18 protein-coding genes are annotated in these 21332 nt (G+C 44.2%); 14 read left to right on the forward strand and 4 right to left on the reverse strand.

The window, feature by feature from the left end; genetic code table 11:
* Positions 1-169 precede the first annotated feature (169 nt).
* Positions 170-1321 carry a M20 family metallopeptidase gene (locus ADU37_RS00990; protein ID WP_058945880.1) on the reverse strand — a complete coding sequence of 384 codons (1152 nt, stop codon included), beginning with the start codon at positions 1319-1321 and terminating at the stop codon, positions 170-172.
* A 36-nt stretch (positions 1322-1357) separates the two neighbouring features.
* On the reverse strand, positions 1358-2392 hold the full coding sequence (locus tag ADU37_RS00995; protein ID WP_058945881.1) for a hypothetical protein: 1035 nt from the start codon (positions 2390-2392) through the stop codon (positions 1358-1360).
* Positions 2393-2449: 57 nt separating this feature from the next.
* Between ADU37_RS00995 and ADU37_RS01000 the strand changes: the two genes are divergently transcribed.
* From ADU37_RS01000 to ADU37_RS01030, 7 genes are all read left to right on the forward strand, one after another.
* On the forward strand, positions 2450-4885 hold the full coding sequence (locus tag ADU37_RS01000; RefSeq protein WP_058945882.1) for a glycosyltransferase family 39 protein: 2436 nt from the start codon (positions 2450-2452) through the stop codon (positions 4883-4885).
* Positions 4886-5009: 124 nt separating this feature from the next.
* On the forward strand, positions 5010-7385 hold the full coding sequence (gene ppsA / locus ADU37_RS01005; protein WP_058945883.1) for a phosphoenolpyruvate synthase: 2376 nt from the start codon (positions 5010-5012) through the stop codon (positions 7383-7385).
* A gap of 177 nt (positions 7386-7562) precedes the next feature.
* Positions 7563-8936 (forward strand): MATE family efflux transporter, encoded by a 1374-nt coding sequence (locus ADU37_RS01010; protein WP_058945884.1) that lies wholly within the window; start codon positions 7563-7565, stop codon positions 8934-8936.
* 51 nt (positions 8937-8987) lie between these two features.
* The gene (locus ADU37_RS01015) at positions 8988-9902 is read left to right on the forward strand and encodes a phosphate uptake regulator PhoU (RefSeq protein ID WP_058945885.1); all 915 of its coding nucleotides are present in this window, start codon (positions 8988-8990) and stop codon (positions 9900-9902) included.
* A gap of 69 nt (positions 9903-9971) precedes the next feature.
* Positions 9972-10889: an isoaspartyl peptidase/L-asparaginase family protein gene (locus ADU37_RS01020; RefSeq protein WP_058945886.1), complete on the forward strand. Its 918-nt coding sequence runs from the start codon at positions 9972-9974 to the stop codon at positions 10887-10889.
* 11 nt (positions 10890-10900) lie between these two features.
* Positions 10901-12070 (forward strand): MFS transporter, encoded by a 1170-nt coding sequence (locus ADU37_RS01025; protein ID WP_058945887.1) that lies wholly within the window; start codon positions 10901-10903, stop codon positions 12068-12070.
* Complete coding sequence (locus ADU37_RS01030; RefSeq protein ID WP_058945888.1) at positions 12067-13017, forward strand: radical SAM protein; 951 nt, start codon at positions 12067-12069, stop codon at positions 13015-13017. Before ADU37_RS01025 ends, ADU37_RS01030 begins: the two co-directional genes overlap by 4 nt.
* Here the strand turns inward: ADU37_RS01030 and ADU37_RS01035 are convergent.
* Positions 13003-13491: a hypothetical protein gene (locus tag ADU37_RS01035; RefSeq protein ID WP_058945889.1), complete on the reverse strand. Its 489-nt coding sequence runs from the start codon at positions 13489-13491 to the stop codon at positions 13003-13005. The two genes, ADU37_RS01030 and ADU37_RS01035, sit on opposite strands and share 15 nt — an antisense overlap.
* Positions 13492-13494: 3 nt before the next feature.
* Positions 13495-14418: a serine/threonine-protein kinase RIO2 gene (locus ADU37_RS01040; protein ID WP_058945890.1), complete on the reverse strand. Its 924-nt coding sequence runs from the start codon at positions 14416-14418 to the stop codon at positions 13495-13497.
* Positions 14419-14502: 84 nt separating this feature from the next.
* Here ADU37_RS01040 and ADU37_RS01045 point away from each other — a divergent pair, with 84 nt between their 5' ends.
* From ADU37_RS01045 to ADU37_RS01075, 7 genes are all read left to right on the forward strand, one after another.
* The gene (locus ADU37_RS01045; protein WP_058945891.1) at positions 14503-15609 is read left to right on the forward strand and encodes an MFS transporter; all 1107 of its coding nucleotides are present in this window, start codon (positions 14503-14505) and stop codon (positions 15607-15609) included.
* A gap of 268 nt (positions 15610-15877) precedes the next feature.
* Positions 15878-16981 carry an NADPH-dependent hydrogenase/sulfhydrogenase 1 subunit beta gene (gene hydB / locus ADU37_RS01050; RefSeq protein WP_058945892.1) on the forward strand — a complete coding sequence of 368 codons (1104 nt, stop codon included), beginning with the start codon at positions 15878-15880 and terminating at the stop codon, positions 16979-16981.
* Positions 16978-17868: an NADPH-dependent hydrogenase/sulfhydrogenase 1 subunit gamma gene (gene hydG / locus ADU37_RS01055; protein WP_058945893.1), complete on the forward strand. Its 891-nt coding sequence runs from the start codon at positions 16978-16980 to the stop codon at positions 17866-17868. The genes hydB and hydG overlap by 4 nt, the downstream gene beginning before the upstream one ends.
* A 10-nt stretch (positions 17869-17878) precedes the next feature.
* Positions 17879-18667 (forward strand): NADPH-dependent hydrogenase/sulfhydrogenase 1 subunit delta, encoded by a 789-nt coding sequence (gene hydD, locus ADU37_RS01060; protein ID WP_058945894.1) that lies wholly within the window; start codon positions 17879-17881, stop codon positions 18665-18667.
* On the forward strand, positions 18667-19947 hold the full coding sequence (gene hydA / locus ADU37_RS01065) for an NADPH-dependent hydrogenase/sulfhydrogenase 1 subunit alpha (RefSeq protein ID WP_082663068.1): 1281 nt from the start codon (positions 18667-18669) through the stop codon (positions 19945-19947). The genes hydD and hydA overlap by 1 nt, the downstream gene beginning before the upstream one ends.
* A 38-nt stretch (positions 19948-19985) precedes the next feature.
* Positions 19986-20432, forward strand: coding sequence for a hydrogenase maturation protease (locus tag ADU37_RS01070; RefSeq protein ID WP_058945896.1), 447 nt, complete (start codon positions 19986-19988; stop codon positions 20430-20432).
* A 123-nt stretch (positions 20433-20555) separates the two neighbouring features.
* Positions 20556-21332, forward strand: a complete 777-nt coding sequence (locus ADU37_RS01075; RefSeq protein ID WP_058945897.1) for a putative RNA uridine N3 methyltransferase — start codon at positions 20556-20558, stop codon at positions 21330-21332.

Raw genomic sequence — 21332 nt, forward strand, 5'->3', positions numbered from 1 at the left:
CGCTGGTAATGTTAAGGAAACAGCACAGGAGTAGCTCGCCGCACATACAACGGTGTTGTTAAGCCCTTAGCTAGTAACCAACAGGACTCACAAATTATGGCTTATCCACCAATAAAGTCCCAAAACGCTCCAAAAGAGTAACGAAAAATTCGGAAGAATCGTGAAAAAATCATGTTGACCTCAAAAACTCCCTAGCCAGGGCCACTTCGAGAGCCGTTCCGAGATAAAGCACTTCCTCGTCCACGTCAAACTTTGGGTGGTGGTGTGGATAAATTATTCCCTTTTCCTCGTTTCTTGTACCCAGGGCTATAAATACTCCCGGTACCTTTTGGAGGTAGAATGCAAAGTCTTCAGCTCCCATGGTCTTTGGAACTTCTTCTACTTTCAGCCCGAGATTTTGAGCAACCTTTCTGGCAAGAGATGCCATCTTTGGATCATTTATTGTTGGGGGGCCTACTTCTTCTATCTTGAGCTTATACGAGGCATTGTTAGCTAATGTTATGCCCTTTAAAATCTCTTCAATTCTTTTTTCAATAAGGCTTTTTGTTTCTGGCGTGAAGAATCTGTAAGTACCGCTCATGTACACCCTTTCGGGAATCACGTTAAATGCTTCTCCGGCTTTTATTGAACCAACGGTAACAACTCCGCTTTCCAGAGGATTGAGATTTCTGCTTATGATTGTCTGAAATGCCAAGATGGCTTGAGCCGCTATTGGAATTGGGTCGATGGTTTCGTGTGGCGAAGCCCCGTGGCCTCCTTTTCCCAATATTTCAACATCAAACCTCCCAACTCCTGCCATGAAGGGGCCTTCTCTTATACCAACAACACCGCTCGGCAGTTCCATCCATACGTGGAGGCCGAAAATAGCATCTACGCCCTCTAAGGCTCCACCTTCTATCATCTTCAATGCTCCGTTTCCTCCCTCCTCCGCTGGCTGGAAGAGTAGTCTTACCTTGTTGGGGAGCTCGTTTTCATGCTCTGCTATTATCTTCGCCGCCCCGAGGAGCATTGCAGTGTGAGCGTCATGGCCACAGGCATGCATTTTTCCCGGGATTCTGGACTTATAGGGGACATCGTTCTCTTCCTGAACCGGCAAAGCATCCATATCAGCCCTCAGGGCGATAGTTTTCTCTCCTTTACCAATATCAGCTATTATTCCCGTTCCAACGCGCTTAATCCTATACCCCCACTCTCTCAAGCGATTCTCAACAATTTTTGAGGTTCTTTCTTCCTCGTAGCCAAGTTCAGGATGCATGTGAAAATCCCTGCGCCAGGCAATTATCTGGTCTTTAATTTTGATGGCTTCTTCGAGAGGATTCATTGGAGTTCACCGATTTGAGTAGTTCAAATTCATATTTTAGCCTTTCGATGCATACTTTGAATAGACTCCACCAAAAATCAACAACACGGAAAGAATAAAGGCATCCACCCCGCTCTCAAGGGCATAAATTAGCGTCGCCAAAACAATACTTGCGGTTTTTTTGTTTTTTTCTGATAATCTAAGCAAACTTCCAAATAGATACGCCTCAACTACCCCAAGGATTCCAAAATCCGCTATTGGCTGGCCGAAGAGGAAGTAAGTGTACCTACCATTAAGGGTAAACATAAATGCTATCCTCCACCTGGGGTCACTGTGGAGTAACAATTTGCCATGGAAAAAGCCAAATGGAAGGGAGACTGAAACTATGTTATGGAAAATCAAAAATGTAAATCCTATTCTGACCAAAAGGGCTTCAAGATTCCCACTTAAGAAGACAACAAATAAGAAAACTGGTAGTCCGATTAAGGCTTGTCTGAAAGTCAATTTGTTTTTGTGATAATATGGAAGCGAGTAAAACAGAAATATCAAAAGCATCAGAGATCTAAAAGTGCCTAAAAAGAAAAGAACCTCCAATGCTAAGAAAAGGGCAGTTTTGATTTTCCAGTTTAGTTCGCAATACGTAAGAGAGATTCCAGACAAAAACGCAAAAAACACTAAGGGTTTAACAAGCCTAAACCTGAGCTCCCACTGGAAAAGGGGGACACCTTCAAATAGATAGAGAGCAAGTATGGAAAAGATAGAGCCCGCAAGGACAAATTTTGCGTATCTTTCAAAAACATTGTACTCTCGTGAGAGGAGGAACAGAACTAAAACAGCCAACTGGCCATAAATTGGGAGTGCAAAGGAGAGAATGAATACGATAAACCAGTAAACCCATTCCGGGAATCTTATCGGCTTTAAATAGCCGAGAACCAAACCCCCCCAAAATAGCATGGCAATAGCGAGAGCAATTGTGATTCTACCGGAGGGAAGAACCGTAGCATACAGTTTATCCCTGAGAAAGATATTTGCACAAACCATTAAAAATAGGTATGTAAAAAATGCAAGGGTGAAGAGCTTTAGGCCTTTCATTGAACCACCAACTTTAATAAAGTCAAAAGAATATTAAAAGGCTTAGGGGTGTAAAAGATGAAGAGAACTAAGTTTGCACTGTTTATTGTTGTCTCATTCCTTGTAAGGCTAATACCTCACAGAACTCTGCTGCTTGCGGTCTATGACGAATATCTCCATAGGGATTTGACGTTGAGAATCGCTAACAGTGGGATAGGAGTTCTTTCTAGAGATTTAGGGTCGTTATTGGGTCTTAAAGCCTACAGCTATCCTCCTCTCTTTCATGTAATAGGGGCCCTCTTTTATGGGATTTTCAAGAGTGATTTTGTGTTCTTTGTACTGCCAGCCGTTTATGGCGTGCTCTCCCTGATAGCCTTCTACTATCTCTCAAAGGAAATTCTAGGAGAGGAAAATAAAGCATTCTTGGCAACCCTTTTGGTGGGCTTTGCTCCGAATTTTCTTTATAGAACTAGCCTTTACATCCCCGAAAATCTCGGCGTTTTTCTGTTTATTTCTGGGCTATGGTTAATAGTGAGATTCCTCAAAACTGGAAAAACGAAGTATTTAATTTACTCGATGGTCTTGCTCCCAGTTTATATGGTCACACACAGAGGATGGGTGTTTTTTGTTGGAGTTGGACTATTAATGTTCTTTGTGCATTTCATTCCATGGGTGAAGAGGCATCTCCACTATCTGGCAGTTTTAGCCCTTGCAGCTCTTGCCCTTTACTATGCCCCCGTAACCGGGGAGTTCATAAGGGGCCTCATATCCAGAATGCCAAGGGAAGAGGTTACAGCTTTGGGATATTTGAAGTGGATTGGAGTTGTTCAACTGATTTTTGGAGTTTTGGCGACTAAGAAGTATTTAGAAGGAGACCCAGTTAGGCAGGGTTTGGCCTTGTGGGCTTGGGCGTTCATGATCTTAGGCAGCATAGCGTTTAGGTTTAGGGATCCTTATGCATCCCTACCCCTTTCAATAATGGCGGCAGAGTACTTGGTGGATGAGGTATTTCCAAAGCTTCGCCTAATTCTTGAAAAAATCACTGCAGATATGAGTGGAATAGGTGCGAACGTATTTAGGAAGGCTTTGCTGAATAAAAAAGCCGTTTCCATTTTGATAGCATTGTTTATTGTTACTCCCATTGTGCAGGGGGCTTACTCTTCGTATGCCTACATAACTCCCCCGACGGTAAAGGACAAAGAGGCGTTTGAATGGATAAAAGAGAACACTCCAGAAGATGCCGTATTTTTGGTGTGGTGGGATTTGGGATATCTGTTAATAGGCAACACCCATAGAAAAGACGTCGTGATGTGGAAGAAAGTCTACCAAGGATTTTTTGAGGAGGCTCCTGATTCTCAGGAGGCGATTAAGGCGTATTCAGATCACGTGGTCATGTTCAGTTCAACCCAAAAGGAGAGGGTTTATCATTTGATGGAGCTCTACAATGTCAGCTACATCTATGTAGATAATTACCGCAGGGCCTATGGTCTCATAAAGTACGGCCTTATGGAGTATGCCCCTTATGATACTCATTTCAAAACGCTCTTCGTAAATGGAAACTCTGAGCTCTATCAATTCATACCAAACCCCTCCCTCCTTCCACCGGATCGGGATAGGATAGAGTATTCCGGAAGCTATGAAGTGTTGGTGAACTTTTTGGAAAACTTCTGGACTGGCTACAACTATGCGGACTTTGATGACGGATATAAGGGGGATTACTTTTTGAATTCCAGGATTGCGGAAATATACTCTTACCTCTATCAAAAGACAGGGAACGAAAAATTCAAAGAGCGCTATGAATGGTTATTAAGGTGGCTTGCATATAAACAACTCGATAATGGGGGCTTTCCGGAAGGAATTCCTCCGAATGACTTTACTCTGTATACCGCCTTTACATTGGAGCCCCTAATGAAAATGCCTTTTGAGGGAAGTGCTAAGGGGAGGAAGTACCTCCAAGAGAGGATCAAAGAAAATTACATTATGACAACTCCAAAAGACAAAAAGGGAGACCTCTTTGCTGAGGCCCAAATGCTCCCAATACTCTATGAATACAGCCTGCTTAATGGGACGGTGCTAAATAATTTAATAACCAAAATCCTTGAGGAACAGAGGAAGGATGGGAGCTGGAGGGAGAGCTTAGGAGGAACCATTGTTACGGCCTTTGGTCTGGCCAGATACTACCAGATAAGTGGGGATGAAAGGGTCTTACCTGCAATCAAAAAGGCAGCAGAATGGATCAAGGAGCAGCAAGAAGAAAACGGACATTTCAAAGGGGAAAAGGGGTACGGTTATTCCAGGGCAACCTATGCCAATGTTTTGTTCGTGTACCATATTGTCGGAATGACGAAAGAGGAGGAACAGATGCTGAACATTATAAAGAACACCTATGACCTCAACAAGGAACCACGGCCTCTTCAAGCTACATTGGATATCTTCAGGGCTTTGAAGTATGCTTATGGTATGGAAAATGCCATAGAAATTCTCAGTGAAATTCTGGCGTTGCAAAACTTTTAATTTTTAATCCTATTGTGGATGTGGGCGAGATTATTTTACAGGCTCAAAAGCCACTTTTGAACAGTTAATTTTAAATAGGCTCTCTCTATATCACCCACGGTTATTCTAAAAAGGAGGGGTCGAGATGGCGTACAGATTCATAAGATGGTTTGAGGAATTGAGAAAAGAAGACGTCCCCCTTGTGGGTGGAAAGGGTGCAAACCTTGGAGAAATGACAAACGCCGGGATTCCAGTTCCACCGGGGTTCTGTGTTACAGCTGAAGCGTACAAATACTTTGTTGAAAACGTTAGGGTTGAAGACGGAAGAACTCTCCAAGAGTGGATTATGGACATTATAAGCAGAACCAATGTTGATGACAGCAAGCAGCTCCAGGAGAACACCGCCAAGATTAGGGAAAAGATAATCTCACTTGAAATGCCTGAAGAGATTGCCAAGGAGATTGAGCAGGCTTATAAGGAGCTCAGCCAGAGATTTGGCAAAGATGAGGTTTATGTTGCCGTTAGGAGCTCTGCTACAGCAGAAGATCTCCCGGAGGCCTCATTCGCCGGGCAGCAGGAGACTTTCTTGGATGTTCTTGGTGCGGATGACGTTAAGGATAAGGTAAAGAGATGCTGGGCTTCACTTTGGACCGCAAGAGCTACATTCTACAGGGCAAAGCAAGGATTTGATCACTCAAAGGTTTACCTGAGTGCCGTTGTTCAAAAGATGGTTAACAGCAAGACAAGCGGTGTTATGTTTACCGCAAATCCCGTCACAAACGATAGAAATGAGATAATGATCAACGCAAGCTGGGGACTTGGTGAGGCTGTTGTCAGCGGTACCGTAACTCCAGATGAGTACATCGTTGAGAAAGGCACATGGAAGATTAAGGAGAAGTTCATTGCCAAGAAAGAGGTAATGATTGTTAGAAACCCTGAGACAGGTAAGGGAACCGTTAAGGTTCCAGTTGCCGAGTATCTCGGCCCAGAATACGTTGAAAAGCAGGTTCTCACAGATGAGCAGATAATTGAAGTTGCAAAGATGGGTGCCAAGATTGAGGAGCACTACGGATGGCCACAAGACATTGAGTGGGCTTACGATAAGGACGACGGCAAGCTCTACATCGTCCAGAGCAGGCCTATTACCACACTCAAAGAGGCCGAGAGTGCCGTTACCGAAGCCGCTGAGAGTGAGGAAGCTGAGATTGTTCTCAAGGGTCTTGGTGCTTCACCGGGTATCGGTGCCGGTAGAGTGGTTGTTATCTTTGATGCTAGCGAGATCGACAAGGTTAAGGAAGGAGACGTCCTTGTAACAACAATGACAAACCCAGATATGGTTCCTGCAATGAAGAGAGCTTCCGCTATTGTTACCGACGAAGGTGGAAGAACCAGCCACGCTGCTATCGTTTCAAGAGAACTTGGTATCCCGGCTGTTGTTGGTACCAAAGAGGCCACCAAGAAGCTTAAGACCGGCGACTACGTCACGGTTGATGGTACTAGAGGTGTCGTCTACAAGGGAATCGTAAAGAGTCTCGTCGAGAAGAAGGAGGAAGCAGCTGCAGCAGCCGGTGGTCAAGTAGTAGTTGCAGGCGCTCCACTTATCACCGCAACCAAGGTCAAGGTCAACGTTTCAATGCCAGAGGTAGCCGAGAGAGCCGCAGCGACTGGAGCTGATGGTGTTGGTTTGCTTAGAGCGGAGCACATGATCCTTAGCATTGGACAGCACCCAGTTAAGTTCATCAAAGAAGGAAAGGAAGAAGAACTCGTTGAAAAGCTTGCCGAAGGTATTAGAACTGTCGCAGCTGCCTTCTATCCAAGGCCAGTGTGGTACAGAACACTTGACGCTCCAACCAACGAGTTCAGGGAGATGCCAGGTGGAGAAGACGAGCCAGAGGAGAGAAACCCAATGCTTGGATGGAGAGGAATTAGGAGAAGCCTTGACCAGCCAGAACTGCTCAAGGCCGAGTTCAAGGCTATCAAGAAGGTCGTCGAGGAAGGTTACAACAACATCGGCGTAATGCTCCCACTTGTGGGCCACCCGGAGCAGATCAGGAAGGCTAAGGAAATTGCCCTTGAGGTTGGTCTCGTTCCACACAAGGACGTCGAATGGGGTGTTATGATAGAGGTTCCAGCAGCGGCTCTCATCATAGAAGATCTCATTAAGGAGGGCATCGACTTCATAAGCTTCGGTACAAACGACCTTACCCAGTACACCCTTGCCATCGATAGGGACAACGACAGAATAGCTTACCTCTACGATGAGACCCACCCGGCGGTGCTCAAACTCATCGAGCATGTCATTAAGGTCTGTAAGAAGCACGGAGTTGAGACCAGCATCTGTGGACAGGCCGGAAGCGATCCAAAGATGGCTAAGATACTCGTAAGGCTTGGCATCGACAGCATATCAGCCAACCCAGATGCAGTAGAGCTCATCAGAAAGGTCGTTGCTCAAGAAGAGCAGAAGATTATCTTCGAGGCAGCCAGAAAAAAGCTCTTTGAAGAGGACGAGCTCGAGTTCTGAGCTCTTTAACTTCTTTTCTTTTGTTAGGTTTTTGTTTCTAAGTTTTTGCATAGGGATAATTTATCCATAATAAGCTTTTTATAATAACGTTTCGATTTCCATTTGACCATAAAGCGATCGCCTTTGAGCAGAATTAAGATATGCGATGATCAGTGATATCTCACTAAGGTGGCCTGTATGGACGGAGAGAAGATTCAGGCGATGAGGCAGGAGATAGTAGAGGGCAACATAGAGAAAACAATGCTGAAGCTGGCCTATCCTTTAATAATCAACAACATGGTTCAAGTTCTTTATAACCTCACAGATACTTTCTGGCTTGGAAGATTGGGTACGGAAGAGCTCTCCGCCCCAGGGACGGCTTGGCCTCTCGTATGGTTTTTTATGAGCATTGGAATGGGCTTTGCGACTGCGGGCTTTGCCTTTGTGAGCCAGTATATTGGGGCTAAGGATTATGAGAAGGCTGGTAGAGCCGCTGGAGCGCTGTATTCCTTGATGATGTTCTTTGCCATATTTGTAGCCATTTTTGGACTTCTAATAGCACCTTTAGCCCTTAAGTTCATGAAGGTCACGCCTGAGGTTTATCCTTTTGCTTTAAGTTATATTAGGATAATTTTCATAGGCATACCCTTCTCCTTCACTTTGTTTGCATTTAACTTCCTCCTCAGGGCAGTTGGGGATACAAAAACTCCTGTGAAAATCAACATGTTCACTGTTTTCCTTAACGTTATTTTAGACCCCCTCTTGATTTTTGGCTGGTTGGGGTTTCCGAGGCTTGGAGTTATAGGGGCTGCAGTGGCAACAATGTTTTCGAACAGTGTTGGTTCTTTGATTGGAGGGTATCTGCTGTTCAAAGGTAGGGTAGGAATTCATCTTACCTTGGAGAACCTCAAGCCAGAGTGGGATTTCTATGCCAGGATTTTCAGAGTGGGACTGCCCTCGAGTGTGGGCTTTTCTACGGATGCCTTTGGCTTTGTTGTGCTTACGAGAATAATCTACATCTATGGAACCGTCGCCTTCGCTACCTATACCATAGGAAACCGTCTTACAAATTTTATGTTCGCTATAGCTGACGGAATAAGCCAAGCAATGGGGACCATGGTGGGCCAGAACGTTGGTGCCGAGAAATACGAGAGGGCAAAGAAAATAGCGGAGAGGGCCATGCTGACCAATTTAATTGTGCTAACTGTTGGAACTGCTATAGTGGTAGCTTTCAGAGCCCAGATATTCGGATTTTTCGTGAAGGATGAAAGGGTTTTAGCGGAAAGTGCTAAGTTCGTTAGGTATTTTGCCTTTTCCTTGCCGTTTTTTGGCATTTTTTCCGCTGTAAGCAACGTATTTCAGAGCTCTGGACATACCAAAAAGAGCATGATACTTGGGATGGTAAGGTTGTGGGTGCTTAGAATCCCCCTTGCATACAGCCTTGGAAAGTTTATGGCAGATACAACTGGAGTATGGCTTGGAATGGGTTTAAGTAACTTTCTGGCGGCATTAATTGGCTTTGCTTGGTTCCTTAAAGGTAGCTGGATGAAAAGGATTATAGATGAGGGTTGAGGCGCCAAAATATTTATATGGTGAGAATTCTATATAGATTGGGTGTTTGGTATGGAGTTCAGGAAGATACAGTTTACTGGGAGGAGCTCATACATAATTTCACTTCCAAAAAAGTGGGTTAAGGAAAATAACCTGAGGCAGGGAGACGTCGTCCCGATAGTTGTCAATCCCGATGGATCCTTGCTGATACTTCCTAAAGAACCCAAAGAAGTTAGTGAGAGTAAAGAACTCATAATCTCTAAAGATATTTCGCCGGATATGGCGGTTAGACTGCTGATTTCTGCCTACATACAGGGGTATGACGTTATTGATGTAAAATTCACAGAGGACATGCCACTCTACAAGGTAAAAATACGGAACACAATTCAAAATCTCCCTGGGTTGGAGATAATTTTGGAGGAACCCCTTAGGATTATGAGCAAAAGCCTATTGGCTGATGAGGATGTAAACCTGAGGGAAATAATAGAAAGGCTGACTTCTATCTTACTTTCGATGATAGAGGATTTAATGCTTATAAGCGAATTTGAAAAGAAAGAAGTTCTCAGAGATATCAACGGACTGGAAAAAGAACTGGATCGCTTTTATTTCCTAACGCTAAGAGCGGTAAACAAAATACTCTCTGGAGGTAACATAATAAAGGATGGAGGCCTAATCAAGAGGAATTTTGATCTTTTGGGGGTCCTCTTCATAGTACGCAATATTGAGAGAATAGGCGATCACGTGGTTAGAATAGCTGAAAACTTCGATCCGAATTTGAATATTGCATACTTAAAGGAGACACTCCAAAAAATCATGGCCCAGATAGTCCAAAAAGATCTAAAAAAGATCGATGAGATAATGATTGAGCTAAAGGCCCATATAAAGTCAATAGACTACAGAAAGTCTGTTGCTATGGACAGCTACCGTAGAATACTGGAATACCTTGAGAACATAGGGGAGACCATAATAAACATGAGCCTGAGTTAATGAAACTTCTCTCTTTTCGTTTCCATAATGCTTTTAACCTTTCGAAGACATTGTGTAATGGTGATTCTGATGGTTGCGATTATTGTTCATGGTGGTGCCGGCACAATAAGTAACGAGGACAGGATTCCCAAAGTCCTTGAAGGGGTTAGGGAGGCTGTTTTAGCAGGTTGGAAAGAATTAAAACGAGGTTCTGCTCTGGATGCCGTTGAAGAAGCTATTAAGGTATTAGAGGACAACCCAGTATTCAACGCTGGGACGGGGAGTGTTTTAACCTTAGATGGGAAAGTGGAGATGGATGCCGCTATTATGCGTTCCAATCTTGAAGCTGGTGCAGTTGCGGGCATATGGGGAGTTAAAAACCCCATAAGCGTGGCAAGAAAGGTTATGGAAAAGACTGATCACGTTCTCCTTGCTGGAGAAGGGGCGGTTAAGTTTGCCCGTTTGATGGGATTTGAGGAGTATAACCCCATAACCGAGGAGAGAATTGAACAGTGGAAGAAGCTTAGACAAAAGCTCCTGGAAGAGGGGAACATCCCACACTGGAGAAAGATCAGCGAACTGATACGGGAATATCCCGAAGTTTTAAGGAGTACTGTTGGAGCGGTTGCCTTTGATGGGCAAGAGATAGTGGCCGGCACCTCTACAGGGGGAGTTTTCTTGAAAATGTTTGGAAGGGTCGGGGACACTCCAATAATAGGAGCCGGAACCTATGCTAATGAATTTGCCGGAGCTTCATGCACTGGGCTTGGGGAAGTAGCAATAAAGCTTTCTCTCGCAAAAACCGCTACAGACTTTGTTAGGTTTGGTTTAAATGCTCAAAAAGCCAGTGAAGCTGCAATAGAACTTGCAACGAAGTATTTTGGGAAGGACAACATGGGAATAATCATGGTTGATAGATGGGGGAACATAGGCTTTGCTAAGAATACCAAGCACATGAGTGTTGCATATGTGAAAGAGGGCATGGAAAGTCCAAGAGTGGAGATTTAGAGGGGTAAAGAATGAAAAGAAAAGACTTATGGCTTCTTCATTTTTCTACACTTTTCTTCTTCTTAGGCTATATCCTTGTAGCACCCCTAATTTCCCCTCTTGCTATAACATTTGACGCCAGCCCATTCTTGGTTGGCTTCGTAGCTTCAGTGTCTTCAATATTCGCCTTTGTACTGAAGCCCGTGGGGGGTATCCTGGGGGACAAGGGGAAAAGTTTCGAGGTAATGATGATAGGGACGGTTCTTGGTGCTGTTGCAGGAGGATTCTACCTCCTCTCATTCTTCATGCGAAGTTTGACCATCTTTGCCATAGGGAGGGCGGTTCATGGTGCTGCATCGGCGTTTTTCTTTCCATCCTCTCTCTCAACCGCCATAAACCTGGCCCCTAAAGGAAGAGTCGGAGAGACTTTGGGGTGGAGAGGCACCATGTTTTCTCTAAGCCAGCTCATTGGTCCGGCTGTAGGAGGGCTAGTGGCAGATTACTTCGGATTTCATTCCGCCTTTATTCTTGCAATTTTGTTTTCTCTGGTGGGCTTTCTATTTGTTTTAAATGCATATAGGGAAGTTAAGGCCAAGATACAGATTAAAGAAAGCGAAGAAAGGAAGGGTTCTTACAAGGGTCTGATCAATCTATCTTTTGTTGGTGCCTCTATTTCGTTGTTCTTTATGGTCTTCGCCTATAGTGGCATGTACACATTTCTTCCAGCATACTATAAGATCCTTGGATTGGGCACTGGTATCTTTGGAATATACGCGAGTATCATGGGTGGGTTTAGCCTTCTCACGAGGGTTTTTGGTGGGAGGGAAGCGGATAAACGGGGACCGATTCCAGTGGCTTCCTCTGGATTGCTTCTAATAACATCCGCTTATGTTATCTTGTTCTTCCACCTCTTGCCTCCCGAAGCGTATCTAAGCGCTGTTATTCTGGGAATGGGATTCGGGTTGACTGTTCCCTCTCTTCAAATGCTGGCTTTGGCTAATCTTCCAAAGAATATAAGGGGGATGGGTTCGAGTGTCTATACAATGTTTTTTGATTTGGGATACCTTTCTGGACCGTTGGCCCTCGGCTATCTGGCGGAAATTGAGGGCTATGGGAGGGTATTCCTTTTCCTTCCCGTGCTAACATTTTTATCTCTACTTAACCTCATATTGATTAGAGCGTTTGGGAGGAAAAGACCATGAAAATAAGGGTTTCATACGGAACTGCAGTTGTCTTGGGACTTAAGAAGGGAAAAATGTTTGCAAAGCCCACGACGGCGTATTTTATGACCTATTACGAGGGGAGATGCCTGAACAGTTGTGCCTTTTGTGTTCAGGCTAGAGGGAGCAGGGCAGATGTAGAAAAGCTTTCGAGAATAACTTGGCCTGCATTTGAGTTGGATGAAGTTGTGGAAAAATTAAAAAGTTCAAAATTTGCGAGAATATGTCTGCAGACTATAGATTATCCGAATTTAAGGGAAGACGTCTTGAAGATTCTAAAAGCTTTTTACCCATTGGGTCTTCCAGTTTCTCTCTCGATAACTCCCGTAAATGAAGAATTTCTCAGAGAATTTCAAAGGTTAGGGGTGGACTACGTTGGTGTTGGAATCGATGCAGCAAGCGAAAGGGTGTATAACCAAGTAAAGGATTCTGTGTATTCTTGGGAGGAAATGTGGAGGTTTGTTGATGCAGTTATTGATGTTTTTGGGGAAGGAAGAGCATTTGTCCACCTAATCTTTGGATTGGGCGAGAGCGAAGAGGAGTTTTTACGAGCAGTTCAAAGGGCATATGACTCAAAAGCTAAGGTTTCAATTTTTGCATTTACTCCAGTTAAAGGGACTATATTAGAAAACAAGACCCCTCCAGACCCAAATAGGTACAGATTGATGCAGATTGGGGTTTATTTAATTGAAAACAACATCGCAAGGGTTGAACAGTTTAGGTTTGAGAGCGGAAGACTTGTGGATTTCGGTCTTTCCAAAGAGGAGATTTTGAAGGTTCTTGACGAGAGCGCATTCATGACTCATGGCTGTCCCGGATGTAATAGGCCCTATTACAACGAGAAGCCCAGCAAAGAGCCCTATAACTTTCCGGTAAGGCCTGAAAAGAACCAGTTTGAAAGATTGTTGAATAGGTTATTCCATGAGTGATTCTACAATCTTCTTGAGTCTTTCTGAGCCTATATCGTTGGCCAAAAGCAGTGCTTCTTTGATATTTCCCTTAGTGAGGGCGTCTAATGCCAGTACAAAGGTGTGGAGGTCTCTGTTAGTGGATGTTTGAGGGAGTAAAACATCCAGTCTACCCTTGAGTAGATCGAATTTGTTATTCCTCTTTATTATTGCAAGGACGTTTTTTAGTCTCTCAACTCCAAGTGAAAGCATCTCTTCATCCGAAGCATTCAGAAGTGCTCTAATTGAGCATTTTACAGCACCGCTGTAGTTGCCCTCTTCAATAAAAGCCTCGACCAATCCAAAACAGGCTTCAAAATAAGTCCATGGATAAGAGCCCTTTGAGAGGTGCATGACCTCGTCGAATTTCCTTTTTGCAGTGTCAATTTTTCGTTCGTTTAATGCTCTTTGAGCTTCCCTCAGGATGGATACAATGACTTCTTCTTTCTTTTTCATTGTTCACGCCTCTTTCAAGCTCTTTTTAAAGGCATCCTCAAATTCCTTCCAGACTTCATTCCAGTCTTTTTCTACCCCCCACTTTCGTTTAAAGGAGTTTAGGAGTACCCTCAAATCCCTTTCCAGATAATACTTGGCATCCGGGAAAGCCGTTGTCAAGTATTGGGGCCAGTCTATTATCAATATATCCCCATCCTTTTTAAGAACTATGTTGTAAAGACTCATGTCGGAGTGGATTATTCCAAACTCGACTATCTTTTTGTACTCTTCCAGAACTTTGTCTAATATTTCTAATGCCTCATCTTTTGTCAAATCAGTATCTGTGAGCTCTATCAGCTCAACCCCCTCTATAAACTCCATGACAACCGCGTGCCTGTTCCATGCAAGGGGTTTTGGAACTTTGGCTATTGGGCTCAAAAGTTGAAGAGCCTCATACTCTCTTTGGGCAACGAGCCTTGAAACATAGAGCCAAGATATATGTCTTTTTTCGACAAAATCAGGCCTGTAGAGCTTTATTCTGGTGAAGCTTGTTCTTCCTATCCGATTAAATTTAACGGCCACTTTCTCTTCATTTGGAGTTATCCCTACATAAACATCTGCCTCTTTCCCTACCCCAATTTGTGTTTGGCTAATTGCCTTGATTATCCCCTTTTGAGCAAATGCCCTTATTGCCAGGGTATCGTATCCATGTATTGTGAGCTGGTAACCTATGTAGCCCATATCACTTCTCCTCCTCACGAGTCCCCAATTGTCGAGTTTCCCTAGGCGATAGGAGGCAGTTTCAATGTCTACTCGGGAAAATTTGGCTATTACCTCGAGGGGCACCCACTCATAATGACGCATATTGAGCTCTACACCCCTGAGTACCCTAAAATCGAGATCCTTAAGATTTGGATATGCTTCGAGTGCAAGAAGTTTACTTACCATGGCCCCCACTCAGCCCTACACCATCCCCTTTTTATATTTAACTCTTCGATAATTTTTTAAACGTTCAGTTTCTCACCTCAAAATATGCGAAAAAAACTTCTCCTGCTGCTCTCCCTTGGGTGGATATTAAACTATGCCCATAGAATGGCTATTCCTCCCCTTATCCCACTGATCAAAGAAGAGTTAGCCATAACAAACGCCCAAGCTGGGCTTTTAATGACATCCCTTCTCTTTCCCTATGCCTTGATTCAAGTTCCAGCTGGTTATTTCGGGGACAAACTCGGAAGAAGAAAGCTTGTAGTTATCAGCATTGTTGGTTATTCATTAACGAGCTCCTTGATTATTTTTGCCCGGCAATACTGGCATCTTATTGCCATTAGGGCTCTCTATGGGATTTTTGCTGGTCTCTACTACGCTCCGGCAACTGCCCTTATAAGTGAGATTTACAGGGAGAAAAAAGGTTCAGCATTGGGTGTTTTTATGGTTGGGCCTCCGATAGGAAGTGCCATTGCTCCAGCAATTGTTATTCCAGTAGCCTTGGCCTTAGAGTGGAGGTATTCGTTTTTAGTTCTCTCGCTTATGAGCTTGATAGTTGGACTGGCGCTTATGCTAATAATCAAGGGGGAAGTAAAGCAAGTTGAACGGCCAAAGTTCACGGTGCCGAGGGAGGTGTTCAGCTTAAGTTTTATGAACTTCATGGTAATGGCGGCCTTCTTTGGAATGCTAACCTTCCTTCCAGATTTCTTTGTAAGCAAAGGCAGGAGTGTAGAGGAAGCTTCCCTCTACTTCTCCCTCCTCTCGATAGTGGGGGTCTTTGGCTCTGTTGCTGGGGGAGGCGTGTATGATAGGATTAGAGAAATTAGTCTCCTCTCTGTTCTCGCTCTAAATGCTTTTCTGTCTTTTCTGTTGGTAAAAACGGCGTATCTCCTGCTGGTTTTGTTGTTGGGATTGTTTTTCTACTCCGTTGGTCCGATAGTAACTGCTTATACAAGTGAACATGCAAGTGGGGAAAACCTTGGCACAGTGATGGGTTTTGTGAACATGATGGGGTTTTTTGGAGCAACCGTTGGCCCGTATTTTATAGGCCTTTTGATCGATACTGCAGGTTATGAAACAGCGTTTTATTCAATTTCGGGGATGTACTTGCTGAGTTTCCTAATTTTGATGCTTTCAAGGAGAGATATTCGTTAGTACCTGTGACTTGTTTCTTTTGGTTACACTTTTCTGTACATCTAAGCTTAAAACCAGTCGCTAATGCGACTTATCTGAACCGTGATGTTGGTTTCCGTTGTTTAAAGAATAAATGAACGAAGTATTTTTGAGCAAATTTACTGTGTTAAACCTTTGGTTAAAAATCTAAGGGTTTAGAAAGGCTTTTTTATACACAAAACAAGTCTTCAATGAGGATGAATAAAAATGTTCACCGGGACTATTTGTGTACATCAGTGGGGTGGTGGAGATGAGGTATGTTAAGCTGCCGAAGGAGAATACTTACGAATTCCTAGAGCGATTAAAAGATTGGGGAACACTTTATGCTCCAGTAAAAATCTCGGAAAAGTTCTACGACTTCAGAGAAGTTGAAGACGTAAGGCAAATAGAATTCAAATATAACAGGACAATAATGCCTCCAAAGAAGTTCTTCTTCCTTCCGAGGGAAAAAATGTTCGAATTCAGCATTTCGAAGGCGGAATATGAGGAGGTTATTGAAAACGTTGAACCCTTTGTAGTTTTCGGGGTTCACGCGTGTGACATATTTGGCCTTAAGATAATGGACACAATCTACTTGGATGAGCTCCCCGATAAATACTACAAAGTCAGAAGGGAAAAGGGCATAATAATAGGAATTAGCTGTGTCCCAGATGAGTACTGTTTCTGTAATTTGAGGGAGACAGATTTTGCAGACGATGGTTTCGACTTATTCCTCCATGAGCTTCCCGACGGATGGCTCGTAAGGGTTGGCACTCCAACCGGACACAGGATAGTGGATAAAAACATAAAGCTCTTTGAAGAGGTAACGAGCCAGGATGTATGCAACTTCAGAGAGTTTGAAAACAAAAAGCACCAGATGTTCAAATACCATGAGGATTGGGGAAACCTCAGATATTTGCTTGAGATGGAAACGGAGCATCCAATGTGGGATGAGCAAAGTGATCTCTGTTTAGCATGTGGGAACTGTAACCTAACGTGTCCAACGTGTAGATGTTATGAAGTCCAAGATATACCGAACCTTGATGGAGATACGGGGGTTAGGATTAGAAGATGGGATTCGTGCCAGCTGAGGAGTCATGGCCTTGTGGCCGGAAACCACAACTTTAGACCAACCAAGAAAAGCCGTTTCATGAACCGCTATCTCTGCAAGAACGCCTATAACGAGAAGCTTGGCATAAGCTACTGTGTTGGATGTGGAAGGTGTACCTACTTCTGTCCAGCAGAAATAAGCTTCGTGAGGAATTTGAGAACTATTATGGGGCTTGAGGATAAGTCATGTCCTCCTGAAGTTGCTGAGGAGATTCCAAAGAGAGGATTTGCCTATGCTTCAACCATTAGGGGTGATGGGCTATGAGCGCTCCCGAGACTGTGCCCAAGGGTATTATGATGCCAGATGGGAACCCATACGCCCTCCATAAAGCAAAGGTACTCAAAGTTTACAAGCTTACGGACACAGAAAAGCTCTTCCTATTCCGTTTTGAAGATCCGGAGTTAGCTGAAAAGTGGACCTTCAAGCCGGGACAGTTTGTCCAGCTTACTATCCCCGGTGTCGGTGAGGTACCAATAAGCATATGTTCCTCCGCTATGAGAAGGGGTTTCTTCGAGCTTTGTATAAGAAAAGCTGGTAGAGTAACAACTGTAGTTCACAAGCTTAAGCCGGGAGACACGGTTTTAGTCAGGGGCCCCTATGGAAACGGCTTCCCTGTCGATGAATGGGAGGGGATGGATTTACTCCTTATAGCAGCAGGTCTTGGAACTGCCCCCCTTAGGAGCGTCTTCCTTTATGCAATGGACAACAGGTGGAAGTATGGAAGCATCACGTTCATAAACACAGCCAAATACGGAAGGGACTTACTCTTTTACAAAGAACTTGAGGCAATGAAAGACCTGGCAGAGGCTGAAAACGTCAAGATAATCCAAAGCGTTACAAGAGATCCTGATTGGCCCGGATTGAAAGGCAGACCTCAGCAATTCATAGTTGAGGCGAACACAAATCCTAAGAATACAGCGGTTGCGGTTTGTGGTCCTCCAAGGATGTATAGGGCTGTCTTTGAGTCTCTCCTAAACTATGGATACAGGCCGGAGAACATCTACGTAACGCTTGAAAGAAAAATGAAGTGCGGAATTGGAAAATGTGGCCACTGCAACGTGGGAACAAGCACCTCATGGAAGTACATATGTAAAGACGGACCTGTGTTTGGCTACTTTGACATAATATCAACCCCCGGACTGCTGGACTGAGGTGGGAGAAATGAGCGAGAAGGTTAGAATTGGATTTTACGCATTAACCTCATGCTATGGCTGTCAGCTTCAAATGGCCATGATGGACGAGATACTCCATCTCTTAGACAAAGCGGAGATAGAATGCTGGTTCATGGTTGAGAGGGACAGCGATGAGGACAGGGAAGTCGATATAGCCTTCATAGAGGGAAGTGTCTCTACTCAGGAGGAGGTAGAGCTCGTAAAGAAGATTAGGGAAAAGGCTAGGATAGTCGTTGCAGTTGGAGCTTGTGCAACACAAGGCGGGGTGCAGAGCTGGGGGAAGGATAAAGAACTTAGTGAACTCTGGAAGATCGTTTACGGAGATGCCCATGTTAAATTTGAGCCCAAGATGGCAGAACCTGTTGAAAAATACATCAAGGTTGACTACAAGCTTTACGGTTGCCCGCCAGAGAAGAAGGACTTTCTCTATGCACTGGGTACATTCTTAGTGGGCTCATGGCCTGAGGACATAGACTACCCGGTATGTGTTGAGTGCAGGCTTAGAGGAAACCCCTGTATTCTTATAGAAAAGGGAGAGCCGTGCTTAGGGCCGGTGACGGTTGCCGGGTGTGATGCAAGGTGCCCCGGCTTTAACGTTGCCTGCATTGGGTGCAGAGGAGCTGTAGGCTATGACGTTGCGTGGTTTGACTCTCTAGCCTTAGAGTTCAAGAAGAAAGGCTTTACAAAAGAGGAGATCCTTGAGAGAATGAAGATATTCAACGCCCACAATCCGAAGCTTGAGGAAATGGTTAACAAGATATTTGAGGAGGGAGAATGATGTATATCCCGATTACGGTTGATCATATAGCCCGTGTTGAGGGTAAGGGAGGAATAGAGATAGTTACAAGTGATGAGGGTGTTAAAGAAGTTAAGCTTAACATAATAGAGGGGCCGAGGTTCTTTGAGGCCATTACAATTGGCAAGAAGCTTGAAGAGGCATTAGCGATCTATCCGAGGGTTTGTTCTTTCTGTGCAGCATCTCATAAGCTCACGGCTTTAGAGGCTGCAGAAAAGGCCATAGGTTTTACCCCAAGACCTGAGATTCAAGACTTGAGAGAACTGCTCTACATGGGAGATACCATAGAAAGCCATGCTCTACACCTCTACCTACTAGTTCTCCCAGATTATCTCGGCTATTCCAGTCCGCTGGCAATGGTGGATAAATATAAGAAGGAAATCGAATATGCAATGGCACTAAAAAACATTGGCTCAAAGATAATGGACTATCTCGGCTCGAGGGCAATTCATCAAGAAAATGCTGTGCTTGGGGGTTTTGGGAAGCTTCCAACAAAGGCCCAGTTTGAAGAGCTCAAGAGAGAACTGAAGGAAGCATTGCCTTTGGCCGAGTATACAGTGGAGCTCTTCTCAAAGCTTGAGCAGTACGAAGAGGTAACCGATGATGAGATGGTTCACATGGCAGTGAAGCCGAGAAACGACGTCTATGGTATCTACGGAGACTACATTAAAGTCAGCGACGGTTTTGAGTTCCCTGTTGAGGATTACAAAAAACACATAGTTGAAAAGGTAGTTGAGCACAGCTTTGCAAAGCACAGCTTTTACAGGGGGAAGCCCTTTATGGTAGGTGCAATCTCGAGAATAGTTAACAACGCCGACCTTCTATACGGTAAGGCAAAGGAGCTCTACACCCAATACAAAGACCTTCTTAGATACAACAACTGTTTTGCAAACAATTTCGCCCAGGCGATTGAGGTGGTATACTTTATAGAGAGGGCAATAGACATAATTGATGATACCCTTGCAAAGTGGCCGGTAAAAGAGAGGGACGAGGTAGAGATAAAAGACGGCTTTGGAGTGAGCATAACCGAGGCTCCAAGAGGTTTACTCGTCTATGCTCTTGAAGTCAGAGGTGGAAGAGTTAACTATGCGGATATCATAACACCAACCGCAATGAACCTTGCAATTATGGAACGCCATGTTAGAATGATGGCTGAGAATCACTGGCAAGATGACCCAGAGAGGCTCAAGCTTCTTGCAGAGATGACAGTTAGGGCATATGATCCATGTATCTCGTGTTCTGTTCACGTGGTTAGGCTTTAGTTTTTAACTTCCTTTTCTTAATTCCCGTTGGTGAGAGCATGAGCACTTTGATTCTGGCCCTTGGTAATGAATTGATGAGAGATGACGGGGTGGGGCTTAAAATTGGCAGAATACTGGCGAAGAAAGGTTATAACGTGCTTGAAATTGGTACGGATATATTCAAGCTTCACCGCTATTACAATGGCGAGAACAGGATAATAATAATCGATGCAATATTGACGGATAAGTACAAACCTGGGGAGATGATCCATCTAAAGGGGGAAGAGATTTTTGAAAAGCTTAAGGCCGAAATAAGGAGTGCCCACTTTATGGGAGCTATTGATGGGCTCAAGCTTTTAATGGCTCTTGATGAACGGCTAGCTAAAGCAGAGATTCATTTTGTTGGGGTTGTGGCTAAAGAGATTGATCTCGGAACTGAGCTCAGTGAAGAGGTTAAAAATAATATTCATAACATTGTAGATGCTGTAGAGAAGATTGTGAAATAATCTTTGCAAAAATTTTTTACACTTTTGAAGGCTCAGAAGGGTGGAATGGTTCGAAAGCCTTTTAAATACTTTCTTTTTACCCCACTACAGCTTTAGGGTATAGAAATGTAAAGGCTGACTGAAATGGCATGGCATATCTTCATTCCAGATTCACTCCTCGAAGAGACTTCCGACCCAAAGATAAGGACTTATAAAGTTGGACAGATCGGCAGGGCGGCAGCGATCTTTGGCGTTGAGCACATATGGATTTACAAAGCAGGGGGAAAAGACGGGAAATTCATTAAGCTAATCCTCGAATACATGGAAACACCGCAGTATCTGCGAAAGAGCCTAATACCACTTACAAAGGAGCTCAAATATGTTGGGGTTTTGCCACCTCTGAGAACCCCCCACCACAAGCTCAAAGGGAAGCCTAAACTCGGCGAAATCAGGGAGGGCATTGTAATCAGAAAGGGCAAGAGGCTTTACGCGGATATCGGTCTTGACGAGCTTGCCCTCGTTGAGGGAAGTGGAGAAGGAAGAATGACGTTCAAAATCGTGTCTCTGAAGCCGCTCAAGGTGGTGCCATCAACACCCGAGGAGTACTGGGGATATCGAGTGCATCTCACCAGAAAGTCTTTGGCAAAAACACTTAAAAAGGCAAAACTCAACCTTGCAATCGCGACCTCACGAAAGGGTGAGGATGTGAGAAAAGTGAACCTTCCCCCGCTGGAAGGGGAAGTGGGATTCGTGTTTGGATCTCCCCGGAAGGGGATAATGGAAATCCTGAGAGACTTCAATGAGGATTATCCCTTTGATCTAATCCTCAATACGATTCCAAATCAAAAGACAAAAACCGTTAGAACGGAGGAAGCCGTGTTGGCGACGTTGGCGATATTTAATTTCATAAGGAGGGATTGA

It is taken from the genome of Thermococcus sp. 2319x1 (genome assembly GCF_001484685.1).
Taxonomy (GTDB): domain Archaea; phylum Methanobacteriota_B; class Thermococci; order Thermococcales; family Thermococcaceae; genus Thermococcus_A.